A 19,539-nucleotide genomic window follows, 5' to 3' on the forward strand; every position below is an offset into this window, starting at 1 on the left:
ATTCCCCTATTTTGGATAATTTTCGAAATACAGCTCCAGTGATGATAACCAGTGCAATAGATGCACTAATAACAACAGCTTGAGCCATTGTGATGCCAAGCAGATCATTTATTGTGATTTGCTCGACCCATACGGCGCATGTAGCGACATTGTTTTGTACGGTCAATTGCTCGCATACATACGCCATATTTAATGACCTCTTAAAAATTTGAGCGTTGCTTTATACACACAATAAATGTGTGCAATAACGCCAATTAATAAGAAGTACCAAACTGCATATATGATCATAATTTAGTCATCACAATATTTTTGATGTTTTTCTAAATCTTGTTTAGATACAAAATCTTGATCACATCGTGTACATGTGAATAGTGTTCGTTCCCATTGATAAATCACGGTTTTGCCTGTTGTGACGTTTTTGGCACAGGAACAACATCAAGAATAATCGTGGTCATTGCTTTACCATTGGAAACCTGTTGCATAACAACATCGGCAAGCAATGGCGATTCATGTTTATTCAGTTTTTCAATGTTTGAAGAAAGCCCCCAGCGCATTGATTCGCCGACTTGACCCCAGTAATTTGCACCCTCAGGTGTGTCAGCTTGGAAAAACACCTCAGTGTAATCGTATGTATTCCCTTGGAATTCGCCCTTTGAAGCACGAGCGCCCAAGATTACAAGTTGAGTTTTAAATTGCATTTATGAATTCCTCATAGATTGGTTTTTCAAAGTTGTAATCAGCACCAACGAATAAAGGGAATTCGTCAGCAAATGATTTTTGGATAGGTTGATTGGTACAAATTGCTTGATGAACCGCAGCCATTGAAAACTGTAAACGCTTCGGTACTTCGTCTTTATCAGATGAAAGCAAGCGAATTAATTCGCTTGGTTCGATGTATTTCGCAAAATGGCGCATATACTTACCGAATTGATGCTTCATGATTGAAATTGCTTTCAATTCATTGATTTTGCTTTGCTTTTTAACAATTTCCAATTTTGTCGGTAATGCATAATCACCAAGTTTTTCGATTAAAAGACGAAATGCAGGGTATGCACCTGAAAAATAATCAGTTGGATTCAACAAAATATCCAAAGGGATATGGGCTTGTGTCGCTTTAAATTCGATTTCTGCACGTACCCACGGAGACATATTGTCGCCCTCTTTTTTGCCACGTTCATAAATGCGGGCAAACTTATAACTGGTACGATCACCAATTGTTAAGGTACGTCCTTTACCTGTGATACGTTTCCAGTTACCTAAATGGTTAACCTCAGGAGGGCGACCACCTGAGAAAAACAACCCAGCATCGTCCCATTCGTCAGCCAACTCCGTAGTTATAAATTCGCCCTCGAAGTCATCAAAAGCCAAGTCGACACGGTTTAATTTTGCTTTTCTTGCTTGATCATGGAGAAAATCATATAGGCGTTCATTCCAGCCAAGACGTGCCAGTGAACAGCCTGAGCCGTTTATCTGCACTGCAATACGGCGTGATTTATGACCATATAAAACCATGCCCAAATTATCTTGTAATTCATAGGCGCATTGATACCAGTGCATGCCTTTATCACGTTTTTTACCTAATCCGAAACCGAACATTTCAAAAAGCCACTGGTCAAGGTGCGTTTCAATAGCATCGGTCAATGCTTCGATATTGTGTTGAGGGTCAATAAATGAATATTTTTCACCAAAAGTGGATTGGCAAAAACTGAATGTTACCCAGTCGTGACCTACATCCTGACCCTGAACGGGCACACAGCAAAGCACTGGCACAACGCCTTGAGGAGTTGAAATTAATTTGTGATTGTCCAAATGCCGAGGAAATGCGTATTTTTCAGATTGCGGGTACTCATCCTTTTCCCCCATATTATAAATTGGGGGAAATTCACGGTGATTTACTATGTGTTTTTCACACGTTTTGGATAAATTTTGTACAAAAGATTGCTGGATTGAATGGTCAGGAACATATGCAATTTTTTTCGATAATTCAGAATCAAACTTTTTCAGTTTATTGATAAATATGCCATCGAGCATATTTTTTAAGGTCAGCGAATCATTGGCAGTAATGTCACCAAATGCAGTCAATGCATGAATTTCTTCATCAAGCGCCGTTTTTGCTTTAAACACGTGAACAGCATTAGGGGCGATTTCATTATCGAAATCTTTAATCTGCTCGATGATCTTAAATAGTGGATTCATGTCAGCAATCCCCCATGTTTTCTTGTAATTCTTTGTTGGCTGCCTTATATGTTTCTAGGTATGCATCAATTAATGAATGATCATAAGACCATTCGTAACAGACCAGCGCCAAGTGAGATAAGCATTTTTGCGTTGAAAAAGCGGGTACAAATGCGTCCAATGTTGGGCGACCATGATCAGAAATGATTTTGGCGATGTCATTGAAAGCAGATTGCAAATATTCTTGTCGTGTTTGAAATATTATTTGTGCCATTTATGCCACCACTGGGAGGGAGCCAAGTTTTTTCTTGATGCGATCTAAAGACCTAGGTTGATCAATACCATCTATAAAACGGCACTTATGAGCAAAAGTAGATTTCTGAACGTATTCTTTGAAATACTTTTGGCGCAATTCATGAGAATCAGCATTAATAATGCTTTTTTCGAGTTCTCGAAGTTCAGAACGAATTTGATTCTTCATAAAAAGCCCCTTGATATTTTTGGTATTTGGTTTTACCGTTCACGGTATTAACTTACCCAATTGGATAAATATCCATATGGGTAATCTAACTATCCATTTGGATAAAATCAAGAGGGCGAATTATGAATAAAGAGCTAGTTGATCTGATTGATCGTGCAAGATGGAAAGCAGGAAGCTATAAAGCTGTAGCAGAAAAGATGGGAATTACAGCAGGAAGATTATCGGATTTTAAACATGGCAATAGAACGCCATCGACATTAAATATTTGTCAACTTGCTGATATTGCTGAACTAAATGTAGCAGAAACTTTGTTTCAGATATTAGAAAAGCTCGACACTGATCATGCCGAGCTTTGGAGAATTTGGCGTCCCTACGGGGATTCGAACCCCGGTTACCGCCGTGAAAGGGCGATGTCCTAGGCCTCTAGACGATAGGGACTAATATGAGGCATGTTCTAAAGTGAAGTGTTGACTTCAAGGCACTTTAATTAGGTTAAGAATTAAAGTGGCGTCCCTACGGGGATTCGAACCCCGGTTACCGCCGTGAAAGGGCGATGTCCTAGGCCTCTAGACGATAGGGACGCAGAGTACAAGTGTTGATAACTATCAATCTGCTTGCTTAGAACGAGGTGCATTGTAATGGCATATTATTGATGATGCAAACGATTTCAATGCACTAACGACGAGATCATGCGCTTTTTCATGCTATTTGTCCAAGTTTTATGCAACATCGTTCAAATTGAACGCAACGCAGGTGCTTTATTCAGAATAATCATCAATTAGGTCGATTGGATGCGGCATGAGGTGTGGCTATGTTCGTGCTCTAGCCGAGTTTTTTTGCGATGCTCGGCAGCTTCAAAGCGACATTGTTGTACAGGGTTTTGAATGGTTAATGGCGGAATCTTTTTGGGTTTACGGTTTTCATCGACGGCGACCATGGTGAAGTAACAGGTATTGGTATGACGTCGGGTGCGTTCTCGAATATTTTGTGCTTCGACACGGATACCGATTTCCATCGAGGTATTGCCGACATGGTTGACGCTAGCGAGGAAAGTCACCAGTTCACCGACATGCACAGGTTCTTTGAATAACACCTGATCGACAGACAAGGTCACCACATAGCTACCACTATATTGACTGGCACAGGCAAACGCCGCTTGATCCAACAATTTTAAAATAATACCGCCGTGAATATTTCCTGAGAAATTGACCATATCTGGCGTCATCAATACAGACATGCTGAGTTCGGTCTGTAGATTGGCTGGAGTGGTTGAATCAGGCATGAGGATTTCCTTCATTTGCAACAATATCGATAGATTAAGCACAAAACAGGGTGTATTCAATGCTTTCTGTGCCTAGAGAATAAGCCAGTTGATTATCAGATCATAGGTTGAATAGATGATCATCAACATGGCAAAGCCTGCCATTCACACGGTGATATTGCTAGCAAAATTAGCGCCAGAAGATGACATCCGTGCACATCATGTGCAGTTTCATATCCTAAGTTGTCGCAGTGCGTCAGTAAGTACTTGCTGAAAATTCCCAAGCGCCGTAGCATAGCTAAAACTTGATAAAATGATTTCTAGAAGGAATGCATCGATCACATGAGTAGCCTTGTCCATCACGCCACTGAAAACCGCTCTGTTGCCGAATTCACCGAACAAGCCTATTTAAACTACGCCATGTACGTGATCATGGATCGTGCATTGCCCCATATTAGTGATGGTCTAAAGCCTGTACAGCGTCGTATCGTCTATGCGATGAGCGAACTTGGATTAAAGAATTCAGGTAAACCAAAGAAATCTGCACGTACCGTCGGTGATGTGCTCGGTAAATATCATCCACATGGCGATAGCGCATGTTATGAAGCGATGGTGTTGATGGCACAGCCGTTTAGCTATCGTTATCCATTTATCGAAGGTCAAGGCAACTGGGGATCACCAGACGATCCAAAATCCTTTGCGGCGATGCGTTATACCGAAGCCAAGTTGTCCAATTATAGTGAGCTTTTACTCAGCGAACTCGGTCAAGGCACTTGTGAATGGCAAGACAACTTTGATGGTAGTTTAAAAGAACCAGTCACCATGCCTGCTCGTGTGCCGAATATTTTACTCAATGGTACGACAGGGATTGCGGTCGGTATGGCAACCGATATTCCACCGCACAATCTACGTGAAGTGGTCAAAGGCACCGTTGCCCTGATTAAAAATGCCAACCTGACCGATGAAAAATTACAAAGCATTATCCCAGGTCCTGATTTACCGACCCATGCCGAGATTATTACCCGACCTGAAGAATTATTAAAAATTCAAACCACGGGACGTGGTAGTTATCGCATGCGTGCAGTTTATACGGTTGATAAGCAAGCGGATAAACACGAGATCGTGATTCAGCATCTACCGTATCAAGTATCAGGCTCGAAGGTACTGACGCAGATTGCGGATCAAATGCAAGCGAAGAAGTTGCCATTTGTGACTGATCTACGGGATGAATCTGACCATAAAAATCCAACGCGTTTGGTGATCGTACTGCGTTCCAATCGGGTTGACGTTGATGCGATCATGAGTCATCTGTTTGCTACGACCGATCTGGAAAGTAGTTATCGGGTCAATCTAAATATGATCGGTGCGGACGGTCGCCCACAGGTCAAATCGATTCGTCAGATTCTGCTGGAATGGATTGAGATTCGCACTGAAACTATTACCAATCGACTACGCTATCACCTCAATAAAATCGAAAAACGTCTACATATCTTGGCGGGATTACTCATCGCCTATCTCGACATAGATACCGTCATTAAAATTATCCGTGAAGAAGATAAGCCAAAGCCTGTTTTGATGGCACATTTTGGTATTGATGAGATTCAAGCCGAAGCGATTTTAGAACTCAAGTTGCGTCATTTGGCACGCCTTGAGGAAATGGAAATTCGCAGAGAGCAAGACGAGTTAGCGGCACGTGCAGCAGTGATTCGTGAACAATTGGAAAACCCTGAATCACTGAAAAAACTGATGATCGAAGAGCTGACAGAAGATGCCAAAAAGTTTGGCGATGATCGTCGTTCACAAATCGTGTTGCGTGAAGATGCAGTGCAAATCAAGGAATCTGACCTTGCACCAGCGGAAACCGTGACCGTGGTGCTCTCTGAAGCAGGTTGGATTCGGATGGCAAAAGGTGAAGTCGATGCCACACAGCTCAACTACCGTGCAGGGGATAAATATTTAGACTCTGCAATTGGTAAGTCCAATCAAAAAGTCTATTTACTTGATCAGACTGGACGTAGCTATGCACTCGCTGCTAATGGTTTGCCTTCTGCACGAGGACAAGGTGAGCCACTCACCTCAAAACTTAATCCAGCCAATGGCGTGCAATTTGTGCAAGTGATCATGGGCGCCGATGATGCGCCGATCGTGACGCTTAGTTCACAAGCGTACGGTTTTTTATCCACTTTGAAACAACTTGATACCTCTGCCAAAGCGGGCAAGAACTATTTATCTGTAACAGATGGTTTCAAGAGCCTAGCAATTGAATTTGCTCAAGAAAAAAGTCATTTGGCACTGCTCAGTCAGCAAGGTCGCCTACTTATTATTGATAGGGAATCTTTACCACAACTCAATAAAGGTAAAGGAAACAAGATGATGCAACTTGAGGCTGGAGATGAACTAATCAGTCATCTTACTCTGAATTTGAGCCAAGATGTGTTAAAAATACACGTTGGCAATCGCTTCCTTAACTTAAAAGGCGAAGATTTGAAAGCCTACTATGGTAAAAAGGCGACCAAAGGCAAACTTTTACCTCGTGGCTATCAGAAAGCGCAACGATTATCACTTGATCTGTAATTCGGTATCAACGTATAGTCGTGCTATGCGATATGTTTTTAAACAATAGCCATGGACAAGGTAAAATTTGATGATCTGATGGTAAATTGAATCGATGGCGATCACACATTGCATCGGAATTCAGCTTACAGGGAATCAGGAGCTTTGTTCAGCGCAAGACACATAAATCAAATCAGGGCAGATTGATAAACATCGCAACAGTCTGCATTGGTACAAGGAAATATTTTGGGAGTAGTGGGTACTATGGACAAAGTTTGGCTGAAAGCGTATGAAAAATTTGGAATTCCTGCAGATATTTCAATGCCAGCAGAAAATACATCGTTAATTGATATTTTCGAAAATAATTTTAAAAAATATAGCTCACGTGATGCGTTTATTTTCATGGATAAAACCATGACCTTCGCTGAACTAGAAGATCATAGTCGTCGTTTTGCTGCATATTTACAAAGTCTGAATTTGCCGAAAGGTTCTCGCGTTGCGGTGATGATGCCGAACGTATTCCAATATCCAATCGTGCAAATTGGCGTATTTTTGGCAGGTTTGGTGTTGGTGAACGTCAACCCATTGTATACCACACGTGAGCTTGAGCATCAGTTGAATGACTCAGGATCGCAAGTATTGGTGGTGGTAGAAAACTTTGCCAGTGTCTATCAGCCGATTCATGGTAAAACCACAGTAAAACACGTTGTCGTGACGGGTGTGGGCGATATGCTCGGTATGCTCAAAGGCACTTTAGTGAACTTTGTACTGCGTAAAGTCCGTAAGCAAGTACCAGAGTGGAGCATTCCAGGTCATGTGCCGTTTAAAACTGCGCTGAACCAAGTTTCTCCAAGTAAATATCAACGTCCAACCGTGAGCTTAAGCGACACTGCGGTATTGCAATATACTGGCGGTACTACAGGTGTGTCTAAAGGTGCGGAGTTGACGCATCGTAACCTTGTGGCAAACCTACTGCAATGTGAAGGCATCTTCTCTTCAAAATTTGGTCAAGGTGATGCAGCACAAGGCGATAAGATCGTCTGTGCGCTGCCGCTATATCATATCTTTGCGTTCATGGTCTGTGCGCTATACGGCATGTACAAAGGTCAAACCAATATCTTGATTCCAAACCCACGTGATCTCCCTGCGGTGGTCGGTGAGCTGCGTAAGTACAAGCCATCGTTCTTCCCTGCGGTAAACACCCTATTCAATGCATTGGTGAACAATGAAGAGTTCAAACAACTCGATCATAGCAATCTCAAAATGGCAATGGGTGGCGGTACAGCAGTATTACCATCAACTGCGGAAGCATGGAAAAAAGTCACTGGTACGACCATTATCGAAGGTTATGGTCTCTCTGAAACCTCGCCTGTAGCGACAGCAAACCCGCCGATTAACGAAGAGTTTACTGGAACCATTGGTGTGCCATTACCTGCAACCGAAGTGACTTTGCTAGATGATGATGGCAACGAAATTGCACTTGGCGCATTGGATGAACAAGGCAATCCACAATCTGGTGAAATCTCGATTCGTGGGCCTCAAGTGATGAAAGGCTATTGGAACCGTCCTGAAGAAACTGCAAAAGTGATGACAGCAGATGGCTACTTCCGCACAGGTGATGTCGGCATCATGAATGCTGAAGGCTATTTCAAAATTGTCGACCGTAAGAAAGACATGATCTTGGTGTCTGGCTTTAACGTCTATCCAATCGAAATCGAAGAAGTCGTCTCAAAACATCCAAAAGTATTGGAAGCGGCGGCGATTGGTGTACCAGATGAAAAATCAGGTGAAGTACCAAAATTGTTTGTGGTGAAAAAAGACGAAAGTCTGACTGCAGAAGAAATCTTGGCGTATACCAAACAAAACCTCACAGGCTATAAGCAACCACGTTATGTTGAATTCTTGCAAGAACTGCCAAAATCTAACGTTGGTAAAATCCTGCGTAAAGATTTGCGTAAATAATTCGCTTAAGTATATCCAAGACAATAAAAAAGCAGCTTCGGCTGCTTTTTTCTATTTAAAAATCATGATGTGACTGTTATACACATTGTGATTGAACAGCATCGTGATTAAAACGAATCTTTTTTCATCATGGCACGTTCAAACATAAAGCGGGTCAACCCGATCAGTGAAACGAATAAAATCATCGACAGCAGCTGACGCTTAAGTCCAGTGATATTAAATTGCATGTGGTAACTGAGATAGTTGTCGATCAAGCAATAGATCAAGACGATAGTGAGCGTGAGTGCCAATGATTTTTTCTTGATGCCGACCATGACAAAGCAGATACCAAGTACGATCGCTGTGCCGATGGTGGATAAAATGTTCCAATTGGCAAAAATCGCACTCAGTAAGAGTGCCAAAATCGGCAAAATAATCCACAAGATACGGTCTAAATCACGGCGATTTTTTTCCTGAACAGCTAAGGCGTGCTCCAGCTCCTGATTGGGGTCAGTTTTTTTATTCATCGCTACATCCGCAAATTCAAATATCGAAAAATCCAGAACATGGTATCATGCTTCGGAAAATTAAATTGTTGATTTACGCAGACTTTCAATTTCAATGCCGAGGACATTCATGCATAGCTTAAATATCATCATTCTGATCATTTTAGTTGCATGTTTATTGCCCTATGTTTTTGCCTTCATTGCGCGCATGACTTCGAGCTACGATGCCAAAATTCATGATAGTCATCGCCAAGTGGTTGAGCAGTCGCAGGGCATTACCCGACGTGCTGATGCGGTACAAAAGAATAGCTATGAAGGCTTGCCATTATTTATCGCTGCGATGTTGATCGCAGATTATTTGGTGGTGCCCGATTTTTTTGTGGTGACATTGGGCATCGCCTATCTGATTTTAAGAGTGATTTATGGGCTATGTTATTTAGCCAATTTTAATCGCTTGCGTTCGGTATTCTGGATGCTTGCTACCTTATGCCCTGTGTGTTTGCTGATTATCTGTATCCGTCTCTGAGTGTTTATAAAACGGCAAGAATCATGGAAGGAACATGCAATAAAACATGACAATTCTTCGTGCAATTGACAGCGCAACAGCTTGAGATTTAAGTATAATAGGTCGATTAAAATTTTTAGATGATAATATTTTGCAAGATACGCAATGCATTATCGCCATTTATTTCACCACAGACAAAGAGTGAGCTATGAGTTACAACAATATTCCGCCAGGTAAAGACGCACCAAACGACATCTATGTGATCGTTGAAATTCCTGCCAATGCTGCACCGATCAAATATGAAATCGACAAAGATTCTGATGCATTGTTTGTCGACCGTTTCATGGGTACAGCGATGTTCTATCCTGCGAACTACGGTTATGTGCCAAATACTTTGTCAGAAGATGGCGATCCGCTAGACGTATTGGTCGTTACACCGCATCCAGTGGCTGCGGGTTCGGTGATTCGTTGCCGTCCAGTGGGTAAATTGAACATGGAAGATGATGGTGGTATTGATGCGAAATTGATCGCTGTACCGCACGAGAAACTTTCTCCACTGTACAAAGACGTGCAAGAATATACTGATCTTCCGCCATTGTTGATCAGTCAAATTGAACACTTCTTCTCACATTACAAAGATTTAGAGCCTGGTAAATGGGTAAAAATCAGTGGTTGGGAAAATGCTGAAGTAGCAAAAGCTGAAATCCTAAAATCAATCGAAGCGTTTAAAAAATAAGCTGAAAGATTGAAGTAAAAAGACCGCATTTGCGGTCTTTTTTGATTGACGGATGTGTTTATTGATTAGGTATTTTCTGTGTTCTTCGCCTGCTTTTGCGCTAATTCAGGCGCATGCAACTCTTGTCGCTCAAGTTGAATATTTTGAAAATCGGCACCCGACGGCGCTTGGTATGCACGCAAACCAAACTCACTGATAATCGCAAACAGATGATCGAAAATATCTGACTGAATATCTTCATATGCAACCCATGCAGTGGTATTGGTGAAGCAATACAACTCCAGCGGTAAGCCTTGCGCAGTTGGTTGAAGTTGGCGGACGAGCAAAGTCTGATCTTGTGCGATGCCATCATGCTTTTGCAAATAAAGCAACATGTAGGCTCGGAAAGTCCCAAGATTGGTCATACGGCGTTGATTAAATAAGTCTTTGATACTGCTATTCCATTCTGCCAGTTCATGGCTTTTTTTATCGATATAAGTCTCAAGTAGCAGAAAATTTTTTAAACGGGCAATGTCATCATCAGATAAGAAATGTACGCTACTTTGATCGACATAGAAGGCACGTTTGATGCGACGTCGCCCAAGATCGGTCATACCACGCCAGTTTTTAAAGGTGTCGGTGACCAATTTGTTGGTTGGAACCACGGTATAGGTTTTATCAAAGTTTTGCACGGTGACGGTGTGCAGTGCAATATCAATCACCGTACCATCTGCGCCAAGACTTGGCATTTCGATCCAGTCGCCGATACGGATCATGTCATACGATGAGATTTGAACACTTGCCACCAAAGACAAGATGGTATTTTGAAAAACCAACATCAGCACCGCAGCCATTGCACCGAAGCCTGCTAGCAAGGTAAACACATCTTTCTTTAAAAAGGTGCCAATAATCATCAAACCGCAGACGATATAGACGATGAGTTTGATTAGTTGCAGATAGCCTTTGATCGGTTTATTGGCGGATTTGGGATTGGTTTGATAGGACAGATTAAAAATATTTAAAAAGTCGCTGATCGCCAGCGCCATCGTCACAAAAATCCATGCCTGTGACAGCATTTGTACCAATTGGACGACTTTCTCAGACAAGTGTGGGACTGTGCCGATACCATTGATAATCACCAAAGCAGGGACAATGTTGGCGATTCGACGAATGACGCTATGCTTTTGAAAACCTGCGCTATTTTTAATCCAAGATACTCTGGCAAGGAGTTTGCGAATGCCCACCACCACGACTTTTTTGGTGATCAGATAGGCGACAGCTGCGACGAGACACAAAATTGCCAATGAATTGAGCATCTCTAACCACGGATATTGGTCAATCCAGTCTTGTAACTTTAGCCAAATCTCTTGCACAGCACACTCCACATTTCATCATTTTAAAGGCATTCTGCGAGCTCAGCAGATCAACCAAAATCATTTCATCAAGAAGTCGCATAGCTTAAACTATGTCTATGCCAGTCGGATGTTATTTGTCAAAAAAGAACATAAAAAAACAATATTTAAAAGTTAAGCTAAGAAATCATAAAATCTAAAACCGTGATGAGTGATCGCTGTCATTTAAGAAACTACAATTTTTGCTATACCTCAGAGATTGGTTCAGGCACAATCAATATCAGTCAAATTTATGTTTTTACTTATTTTTAGGAGCTCTAAATGACTGCGCAATCTGTCATTTTGCCACTACCTTCCGATCATGCCCGCTTTATCGTGATTCGCTTGGGACAACTGACCATAGAACAACTCAAACAGCAACTCAATGATCTGATCAATACTCGAGATCGTTTGATCACCCAACACGCCAACGCCGAAATTAAAACAGCAATCGCATTTTCACCGTCGCTTTGGCAACAACTTCATGATCAAACTCCTGAAAATTTTCATCAGCTTGAACCATTACAAGGCGCATTCTTGATGCCTGTTGATGCAGGTGATGTATTGATTCACGTGGCGAGTAGCAAGGCAGATATTTGTTTTGCACTGAGCCAAGCATTTTTTAACGGTGTTCGTGAGCAAGTAGACGTGCTTGAAGAGCGTACCTGCTTTAAATATCTGGATAGCCGTGATTTAACGGGCTTTATTGATGGCACAGAGAATCCGCAATTCAAAGATGACCGTGAAGAAGTGGCGCTACTTGGAGAAGATGCGGGTATTTTTGCAGATGGTAGTTTTGTTTTTGCTCAGCGCTATGTGCATGATTTGGAAAAATTCAATCGCTTAAAAGTCGATGCGCAAGAGCATGTGATCGGTCGTTCTAAGCTCGAAAGTATCGAGATGGAAGACGATGTCAAACCTGACAATGCGCATATCGCACGTGTGGTGATCGAAGATGATGCGGGCGAAGAGCTCGAAATCGTGCGCCACAGTTTGCCTTATGGTGACGGACATGGTGAGCAAGGTTTGTTTTTTATCGCCTACACCAAAGATTTAAATATTATTGATCAAATGCTTGAGCATATGTTTGGTACGACAGGGGATCATATCCACGATCGTCTGTTGCATTTCACCACAGCGGTCAATGGTGGCTATTATTTTGCACCATCTGATGAATTATTGGCTGAAGTCATTGATGAAGATTGATTTTGTGATTCATTGATAAAAATGTAAAAGGAGCTGTCTCAAAATCCAATTTTCAACCCCACCTAACCTCCCCTTAAAAAGGGGAGGAATTTTAGCCATTTGATTTTATTGAGCGGTTTTCCCCCTGTGAAGGGGGAATTAAAGGGGGTTTTATAGTTTTGAGACAGCTTTTTAACTTTGGGGAATCAAAAGCCGAATTTTGCGATTTTAGATTTTAGAAAAATCAACCAAACGTGCGGTAATACGGCGCACAATCGGTAATAAAATCAACACCGCAGGGAAGGCGATACACCATGAAAAAAACCATGCCGAAATCCAAACTGTCGCAAAATGATCGACAAAACCAATATTGTGAATAATATTGATGAATGAAATCAGTCCACTCATCATAAATGACAAAATAAACGGAATCACCACCGCAGCATATTTGGCAGGAAGTTTTGGCACCGTGCCAAAGATATAAGGAGATTGAGACATAAAGCGGATCAAATCAAAAAGATGGACTATTCTAACCATATTTACAAAATTAGCCAAAAATTAACCAGAAAAAAACCACATCAAATACCGATCGCATGCTCTTCGCTCTCCCTTTGTACGGCAAAATTTGCTATATTTGCTTTCTTTTTTCGCAATATTCCGAGCGGTTATGAACACGGCAATCCAAAATGCACTGGCGCAAGCAGTGACGGCACTTCAATCTCAAAATATTCTTCCACAAGATTGGCAAAATAACAGTGTATTGACCCGTACCAAAGACCGTAGTCATGGCGATTTTGCCTCAAATATTGCCATGGTGGCGTCCAAAGTTGCAGGCATGAAGCCACGTGATTTGGCAGAAAAAATTTTAGAAAATCTACCAACGGTCAGTGACATCAGTAAGGCGGAAATCGCAGGGCCAGGCTTTATCAATTTCTTTTTAAATGCCGATCAACGCTTTGTGGTACTAGACACCATTGCGACGCAAAAAGAGCAATACGGTCGTAGCCAAGTCAATCAAGCCGAAAAAATCCAAGTCGAATTTGTCTCTGCCAATCCAACATCGAGTTTGCATGTTGGACATGGTCGTGGTGCAGCGTATGGGATGACCGTGGCGAATTTGCTGGAAGCCACAGGTGCAACCGTTGATCGTGAATATTATGTCAATGATGCAGGGCGTCAGATGGACATCTTGGCGACGTCGACCTACTTGCGTTATTTAGAGTTGTGCGGTCAAACGCTGGTTTTCCCAAAGAATGCTTATCAAGGCGACTACGTTAAAGACATCGCACAAAGCATTATTGACGCCGATCAGAGCCAAGATAAAAATCATTATGTTCGTGATGTTGCGGATGTCTATGCAGAAGTGCCTGAAGATGTGCAATATGCTGAGGAGCTTGATGCAGAAGGCAACAAAGTCGTGCTGTCTGGTGATAAAGAAAAGCATATCGATGGTTTGATTGCCAATAGTCAAAAGTTGCTTGGTGAAGATTATGCGGTGTTCCATCAAGCAGCGTTAAAAGCCATTTTGGATGATATTCAAGATGATTTGGCGGATTTCGGCGTGACTTTTGCCAAGTGGTTTAGCGAAGCCTCATTGATTGAGAAGATTGATGAAGCCTTAGCGGTGCTCGATCAGCGTGGTTTCCTCTATGAAAAGGACGGCAATATTTGGTTTAAATCCACTGAATTCGGTGATGAAAAAGACCGTGTGGTAAAACGTCGTAACGGTCAAACTACCTATTTTGCTTCGGATATTGCTTATCACTTAGACAAGTTACAACGTGGCTATACCCATATCGTGGATATTTGGGGATCAGACCATCATGGCTATATCGCTCGGGTCAAAGCGGCGATTGATGCGCTTGGCTATGATTCATCAAAATTGACTGTGCTTTTGGTGCAGTTCGTCAGTCTATGGCGTGGCGGTGAAATGGTACAAATGTCCTCTCGCTCAGGGCAGTTTGTGACTTTGCGTGAGCTTCGTCAGGAAGTTGGCAATGATGCGGCACGGTTCTACTATGTGATGCGAAAGTCTGAGCAACATATTGATTTTGATTTGGATTTGGCAGTTTCACAAAGTAAAGACAATGCGGTGTATTACATCCAATATGCCCATGCACGTGTGAATCGTATGGTCGATGTGAGAGCACCAGAAAAAAATATTCCGTTTAATCGAAATGCCGTCGATGACTATGACCGAACATTGTTAAGTCATGAGTTTGAGACCGAGTTGCTGGTAAAACTAGCAGCCTATCCAGAGATTGTGATTCGTGCGGCCAATGCCTATGAACCACATCAGATAGGTAATTATCTCAAAGACTTGGCGGCATTGTTCCACGGCTGGTATGCGCAAGATGACATCAAAATATTGGATGAGAACAATATTGCCTTGTCGCAAGCACGTTTATTACTTTCGGTCAATGTACAGCAAGTTTTGCGCAATGGGTTAAATGTGCTTGGTGTCAGTGCGCCTGAGTCTATGTAACAATTTATTTTAGTTGCTATGAAGCGCCAAGAAATTCTGTAATATAAATGCCATAGTGCATTGCCATGGAACTAAAGCAATGCCATCAGGTGAGAATACTGACAAAATACGATGTGGTTGATCACATTATGTTTTGTCAGTGAACCATGATGTAATTTTCATTGCTCAAAAAATTAGAGGACAGTCTGTGTTTGGTAAAGCCCCTCGTGGAGTGTCGCAACGCCCAAAAACACGTGAAAATACCCGAGCCATTCCATCATGGCTATGGCTGGTGGTTTTGGTTTTAGCAGGGATTTGTGTTGCCATTTTCTTGTCATTGTGGAGTCCGTGGAAGCCCGTTGAGCGCAAAACGGTGACGCAAGGACCGATGTCCGTCAATGGACAGGAAACCAATAAAGACTACCGTTTTTACGATATGTTGCCACAGCAACAAGTCACGCCGATTCCTGATCAAGCCGTACCTGAACATCAAGTGGAACAGCCTGTGGTAGTGGTTGAAGCACCTGCACGACCAACGACGGAAACCTCAGAAGAAGTTGTGAGTGATCCTTTTGATGAAAATTATCCAACGGCGCAGATAAGCGTCAGTCCACGGTTTATTCTACAAGTGCGCAGCTATGAAGATCCTGACAGTGCCGATGCTCGGCGTGCGGAAATCGTACTCAATGGTTTATCCGCCGAAGTGATCATGACTAATGAAGGGGAGAAGGTCTGGTATCGTGTGATTTCTGGGCCGTATCATTCTAAAGAGTCTGCACATATCGCACAGCAAACTTTGCAACATGCAGGGATTGACTCCATCATTGTGCAGCAGTCAACGAAAGCAACGCACTAATTACAGTCGCTAATTAATGTCACAAAAAAAGTCACTGACTTCGAATAATTAATTTTTAATTGCTTTGATCATGCACTGATACTACAGCGTATTTCGGTGCATTTTTATGTCAGCGATCATACGGTTAAATTGTATTAGCAAAAAAAGAACCCTGCCGAAACAGGGTTTGCGAAAACGTGAAATTGTAAAAAATATATTATTATCAAATGACTAGATTTAACAATGGTCAATTAAAATGATTTGGTTAAGGTAAATACCGCACCAGCATCAACCCCACGTTTTGCAACATCGCTCATGTCATCGGTATCAATGTCTGTGCCGACTGCTGCCAATTCAGCAGTTAAACCATCAAACATCGGAATCGCATAGTTCACACCGACTTTCCAATCGAGATAGTCATCACTGCCTTTACCATCAAAATCGTAATCAGATGTAGTGGTATAACCTAGACCTGCAACACCGCCAAAGCCTGCACCAAATGGGATAGAGTAGGTTGCATTGAAGTACCATTGATCGCCTTTAGCTAAGTCACCTAAGTAATCATTCGCATAATTAATACTGGTCAATAAGCTGTCATCGGCAGTAATGAGAGAACCGAACGTCAATTTTGCATAAAATTCAGCCCAGTTGAGGTCAGAAGCACTTGGATAATTGTAGTATGAAACACCCACATCAAGGACTGGTTTTGATGCAAAAGAACTGAGTTCAGTTGAATAGCCTAAATATGGGTCAAGTTCTAAGTGTGGGTCAGCAGTACCAAAATTAACATTAGAACCCCACACACCCGCATACAGACCAGAAGTGTGCGCAAAGTTAAATCCTGCTTGCAAAGCGGCATCATTCTGATTTTGGGTAATACCACGGAAGCGATAATCAGATGTTAATGCAGCGCTACCAGAAAGCGTTACTGAACTTTCAGAAGCTAAAGTGACGCCACTTGCACAAGTGAGTAATGATGTAGCCAAAAGAGTAGAAAGTTTAAAATTCATGGTGGTTTCCCCGCAAAGAAAAGTGATTCATCCAAATCAAATTGATTTAAAATGACCTAATAAGTAATTAGCAAATAACGTGCCAATATGTGAAAATTTTTCATTGATATTGTTCGATAAAGTCAGCGTGTTTATTTCGATTATTAGAGTGTGCTTGAAGTTAAAATAGGAAACGCCTGCAATCACAGATCAGATTGCAGGCGTTGATGTGCTTTAGGAATATCGCATCTTAAAGCATGGCTAATTTAGAAGGTTTTGGTCAAGGTAAATACCGCACCAGTTTCCACACCACGCTTAGTTACATTGCTCATGTCATCAGTGTCGATGTCTGTACCGACAGCTGCTAATTCGGCAGTTAAACCATCAAACATCGGAATCGCATAGTTTACACCAACTTTCCAATCGAGATAATCATCACTGCCTTTGCTGTCAAATTCGTAGTCAGATGTCGTGGTATAACCGAGGCTGGCAACACCACCAAAGCCTGCGCCAAATGGAATCGAATAGGTTGCGTTGAAGTACCATTGATCACCTTCAGCACCATCACCTAGGAAGTCATTGGCATAGTTGATATTAGTCATCAAGCTATCATCAGCGGTAATCAGTGAGCCGAAGGTTAAGCGAGCATAAAATTCTGCCCAATTTAGCTCTGATGCACTTGGATAGTTGTAATACCACACACCCACATCAAGCACTGGCTTTGATGCAAAAGCACTGAGTTCAGTCGAATAGCCTAAGTATGGATCAAGCTCCAAATGTGGGTCATCTGTACCGAAGTTAACATTAGAACCCCACACGCCAGCATACACACCTGAAGTATGTGCAAAGTTAAACCCTGCTTGTAAAGCGGCATCGCTTTGCGTTTGTGTAAGACCACGATAGCGATAATCTGAAGTTAATGCAGCACTACCAGAAAGTGTCACTGCGCTTTCTGCTGCAAGTGCTATACCACTCGTGCAAGTGATCAATGAGGCAGCCAAAAGTGTAGAAAGTTTAAAGTTCATGTAGGTATTCCCCTGAGCAATATAATGAATTCAAATCGTACTGATTTGATTTATAAACTTGCATAGACTTAGCAAGCATTGTGCCAATTTGTTAACTTATTGTTTTGTCGCGTGTGAAAAGCGTAAAAAGTGCGATTGGTCACAGAAAATAAACTGAAAGAATGGGAGAAATTCCCAGAGTGTAAAAAAATGGTGCAAAATATCAATTTTGCACCATTTATAATCAAACTGTATCAAATTGTATAAATCAATGTTCAAGGATTTCCAGTTGCATCACTTCAACAAAAAAGCCAATCACGAGGATTGGCTCTGTTCTGCATAAAAAAATGGTTTCAGCGCAGTATTTGGATTGAAGAAAGGCTTATTTTTCCATATTGCTCAAAATTGATGTTCTTACATCATCTAGTGTCGCATTGATGGTGAGCATCACAGCATCGGCACATTGTTTGATCGCAGTGTCAGGATCTTTTAGACCATTACCAGTCACTGTGCAAACGATCACCGAACCTTCAGCGATTTTACCTGCTTTGATATCACGGATTGCACCGCCGATTGAAGCCGCCGATGCAGGCTCTACAAACACACCTTCATACATTGATAGCATGCGCTGTGCATCTAAGATTTCTGCATCAGTCAATTCATCAAACCAACCATTTGAGTCACGAGCTACAGCTTTGGCATGATTCCAACTTTGTGGATTACCAATACGGATCGCCGTTGCGACAGTTTCAGGTTGTTCCACTGGCGCACCACGTAAGAACGGCGCAGCACCTGCGGCTTGATAGCCAACCATGGTTGGACGACCTTCAGGTTTTGGTCCTGTGAATTGATCAGTTGCTGCATCATAGACCACTTGTTCAAATTGATCAGCAGACTGATTGGCAACCGCTTCGGTGTAGCCCATCCAATGCGCAGTGATGTTCCCTGCGTTACCGACAGGCAAGCAGTGATAATCAGGCGCACGACCAAGCTCATCCACGATTTCATAGGCAATGGTCTTTTGACCTTGCAGACGATATGGATTGATCGAGTTCACGATGGTGACAGGTGCTTGATCTGCAACTTCTTTCACCAAGCGCATGCCATCGTCAAAGTTGCCACGGATTTGCATGGTGATCGCACCGTACATCATTGACTGTGCCATTTTACCCATGGCAATTTTGCCTTCAGGAATCAACACATAGGCTTTGATTCCAGCACGTGCCGCATATGCAGCAGCAGCAGCAGAAGTATTACCAGTCGATGCACAGATAATCGCTTTTGAACCTTCTTCAACGGCTTTGGTCACCGCCATGGTCATGCCACGGTCTTTAAATGAACCTGTTGGATTCAGACCTTCGTATTTGACATAAATCTCGACATTCTTGCCAATCAAACGTGGGATATTCTCAAGTTTGATCAAAGGCGTGTTGCCTTCACCGAGGGAGATAGCACGAGTAGTAGCAGATACAGGCAAACGATCACGATAGCGATCAACGAGACCAGTATAACGATTGGCATTCGACATGATGGT

18 protein-coding genes and 2 tRNA genes are annotated in these 19,539 nt (G+C 42.2%); 7 read left to right on the forward strand and 13 right to left on the reverse strand.

Annotation, left to right across the window (positions count from 1 at the left end):
• Nucleotides 1-392: 392 nt before the first annotated feature.
• The 7 genes from BLQ60_RS03605 to BLQ60_RS03635 all read right to left on the reverse strand — a co-directional run bounded on the left by BLQ60_RS03605 (nucleotide 393) and on the right by BLQ60_RS03635 (nucleotide 3,938).
• Nucleotides 393-698, reverse strand: a complete 306-nt coding sequence (locus BLQ60_RS03605) for a hypothetical protein (protein ID WP_092616230.1) — start codon at nucleotides 696-698, stop codon at nucleotides 393-395.
• On the reverse strand, nucleotides 688-2,196 hold the full coding sequence (locus BLQ60_RS03610) for a replication initiation factor domain-containing protein (protein WP_244515957.1): 1,509 nt from the start codon (nucleotides 2,194-2,196) through the stop codon (nucleotides 688-690). The genes BLQ60_RS03605 and BLQ60_RS03610 overlap by 11 nt, the downstream gene beginning before the upstream one ends.
• A 1-nt stretch (nucleotide 2,197) precedes the next feature.
• Complete coding sequence (locus BLQ60_RS03615; RefSeq protein WP_092616232.1) at nucleotides 2,198-2,449, reverse strand: hypothetical protein; 252 nt, start codon at nucleotides 2,447-2,449, stop codon at nucleotides 2,198-2,200.
• Nucleotides 2,450-2,656: a hypothetical protein gene (locus BLQ60_RS03620; RefSeq protein ID WP_092616234.1), complete on the reverse strand. Its 207-nt coding sequence runs from the start codon at nucleotides 2,654-2,656 to the stop codon at nucleotides 2,450-2,452.
• 362 nt (nucleotides 2,657-3,018) lie between these two features.
• Nucleotides 3,019-3,094: transfer RNA gene (locus tag BLQ60_RS03625), tRNA-Glu, on the reverse strand.
• Between the two features lie 67 nt (nucleotides 3,095-3,161).
• A tRNA-Glu gene (locus tag BLQ60_RS03630) sits at nucleotides 3,162-3,237 on the reverse strand.
• Between the two features lie 197 nt (nucleotides 3,238-3,434).
• Complete coding sequence (locus tag BLQ60_RS03635; RefSeq protein ID WP_092616236.1) at nucleotides 3,435-3,938, reverse strand: acyl-CoA thioesterase; 504 nt, start codon at nucleotides 3,936-3,938, stop codon at nucleotides 3,435-3,437.
• Between the two features lie 321 nt (nucleotides 3,939-4,259).
• Between BLQ60_RS03635 and parC the strand changes: the two genes are divergently transcribed.
• Together parC and BLQ60_RS03645 are read left to right on the forward strand one after the other, a co-directional pair.
• A complete protein-coding gene (gene parC, locus BLQ60_RS03640) occupies nucleotides 4,260-6,491 on the forward strand; it encodes a DNA topoisomerase IV subunit A (protein ID WP_092616238.1) in 2,232 nt (743 codons plus the stop codon).
• A 243-nt stretch (nucleotides 6,492-6,734) separates the two neighbouring features.
• Nucleotides 6,735-8,432, forward strand: a complete 1,698-nt coding sequence (locus tag BLQ60_RS03645; protein ID WP_092616240.1) for an AMP-binding protein — start codon at nucleotides 6,735-6,737, stop codon at nucleotides 8,430-8,432.
• Nucleotides 8,433-8,539: 107 nt separating this feature from the next.
• On the opposite strand, the gene BLQ60_RS03650 is transcribed toward BLQ60_RS03645, so the two are convergent.
• Nucleotides 8,540-8,938 (reverse strand): hypothetical protein, encoded by a 399-nt coding sequence (locus BLQ60_RS03650; protein ID WP_092616243.1) that lies wholly within the window; start codon nucleotides 8,936-8,938, stop codon nucleotides 8,540-8,542.
• 109 nt (nucleotides 8,939-9,047) lie between these two features.
• Between BLQ60_RS03650 and BLQ60_RS03655 the strand changes: the two genes are divergently transcribed.
• Nucleotides 9,048-9,443, forward strand: coding sequence for an MAPEG family protein (locus BLQ60_RS03655; protein WP_092616246.1), 396 nt, complete (start codon nucleotides 9,048-9,050; stop codon nucleotides 9,441-9,443).
• A 187-nt stretch (nucleotides 9,444-9,630) separates the two neighbouring features.
• Nucleotides 9,631-10,158, forward strand: coding sequence for an inorganic diphosphatase (ppa, locus tag BLQ60_RS03660; RefSeq protein ID WP_092616249.1), 528 nt, complete (start codon nucleotides 9,631-9,633; stop codon nucleotides 10,156-10,158).
• Between the two features lie 65 nt (nucleotides 10,159-10,223).
• Here ppa and BLQ60_RS03665 read toward each other — a convergent pair whose 3' ends face one another.
• Nucleotides 10,224-11,453 carry a mechanosensitive ion channel family protein gene (locus BLQ60_RS03665; protein WP_092617354.1) on the reverse strand — a complete coding sequence of 410 codons (1,230 nt, stop codon included), beginning with the start codon at nucleotides 11,451-11,453 and terminating at the stop codon, nucleotides 10,224-10,226.
• Between the two features lie 357 nt (nucleotides 11,454-11,810).
• Here BLQ60_RS03665 and BLQ60_RS03670 point away from each other — a divergent pair, with 357 nt between their 5' ends.
• Nucleotides 11,811-12,734 carry a Dyp-type peroxidase gene (locus tag BLQ60_RS03670; RefSeq protein ID WP_092616252.1) on the forward strand — a complete coding sequence of 308 codons (924 nt, stop codon included), beginning with the start codon at nucleotides 11,811-11,813 and terminating at the stop codon, nucleotides 12,732-12,734.
• Nucleotides 12,735-12,941: 207 nt separating this feature from the next.
• On the opposite strand, the gene BLQ60_RS03675 is transcribed toward BLQ60_RS03670, so the two are convergent.
• Nucleotides 12,942-13,211: a DUF2798 domain-containing protein gene (locus BLQ60_RS03675; RefSeq protein WP_092616255.1), complete on the reverse strand. Its 270-nt coding sequence runs from the start codon at nucleotides 13,209-13,211 to the stop codon at nucleotides 12,942-12,944.
• Nucleotides 13,212-13,380: 169 nt separating this feature from the next.
• Here BLQ60_RS03675 and argS point away from each other — a divergent pair, with 169 nt between their 5' ends.
• Both argS and BLQ60_RS03685 read left to right on the forward strand, forming a co-directional pair.
• Entirely contained in the window at nucleotides 13,381-15,198 is a 1,818-nt protein-coding gene (gene argS / locus BLQ60_RS03680; RefSeq protein ID WP_092616259.1) for an arginine--tRNA ligase, read from the forward strand.
• Between the two features lie 187 nt (nucleotides 15,199-15,385).
• Nucleotides 15,386-16,033 carry an SPOR domain-containing protein gene (locus tag BLQ60_RS03685; protein ID WP_092616262.1) on the forward strand — a complete coding sequence of 216 codons (648 nt, stop codon included), beginning with the start codon at nucleotides 15,386-15,388 and terminating at the stop codon, nucleotides 16,031-16,033.
• Nucleotides 16,034-16,263: 230 nt separating this feature from the next.
• Here the strand turns inward: BLQ60_RS03685 and BLQ60_RS03690 are convergent, their stop codons facing one another.
• The 3 genes from BLQ60_RS03690 to thrC form a co-directional block, all read right to left on the reverse strand.
• Nucleotides 16,264-17,022 (reverse strand): TorF family putative porin, encoded by a 759-nt coding sequence (locus BLQ60_RS03690; RefSeq protein WP_092616265.1) that lies wholly within the window; start codon nucleotides 17,020-17,022, stop codon nucleotides 16,264-16,266.
• Between the two features lie 245 nt (nucleotides 17,023-17,267).
• The gene (locus BLQ60_RS03695) at nucleotides 17,268-18,026 is read right to left on the reverse strand and encodes a TorF family putative porin (RefSeq protein WP_092616267.1); all 759 of its coding nucleotides are present in this window, start codon (nucleotides 18,024-18,026) and stop codon (nucleotides 17,268-17,270) included.
• Nucleotides 18,027-18,387: 361 nt separating this feature from the next.
• On the reverse strand, nucleotides 18,388-19,533 hold the full coding sequence (thrC, locus tag BLQ60_RS03700; RefSeq protein WP_092616270.1) for a threonine synthase: 1,146 nt from the start codon (nucleotides 19,531-19,533) through the stop codon (nucleotides 18,388-18,390).
• Nucleotides 19,534-19,539 lie beyond the last annotated feature (6 nt).

The sequence above is a fragment of the Acinetobacter marinus genome (assembly GCF_900096915.1).
Lineage (GTDB): Bacteria > Pseudomonadota > Gammaproteobacteria > Pseudomonadales > Moraxellaceae > Acinetobacter > Acinetobacter marinus.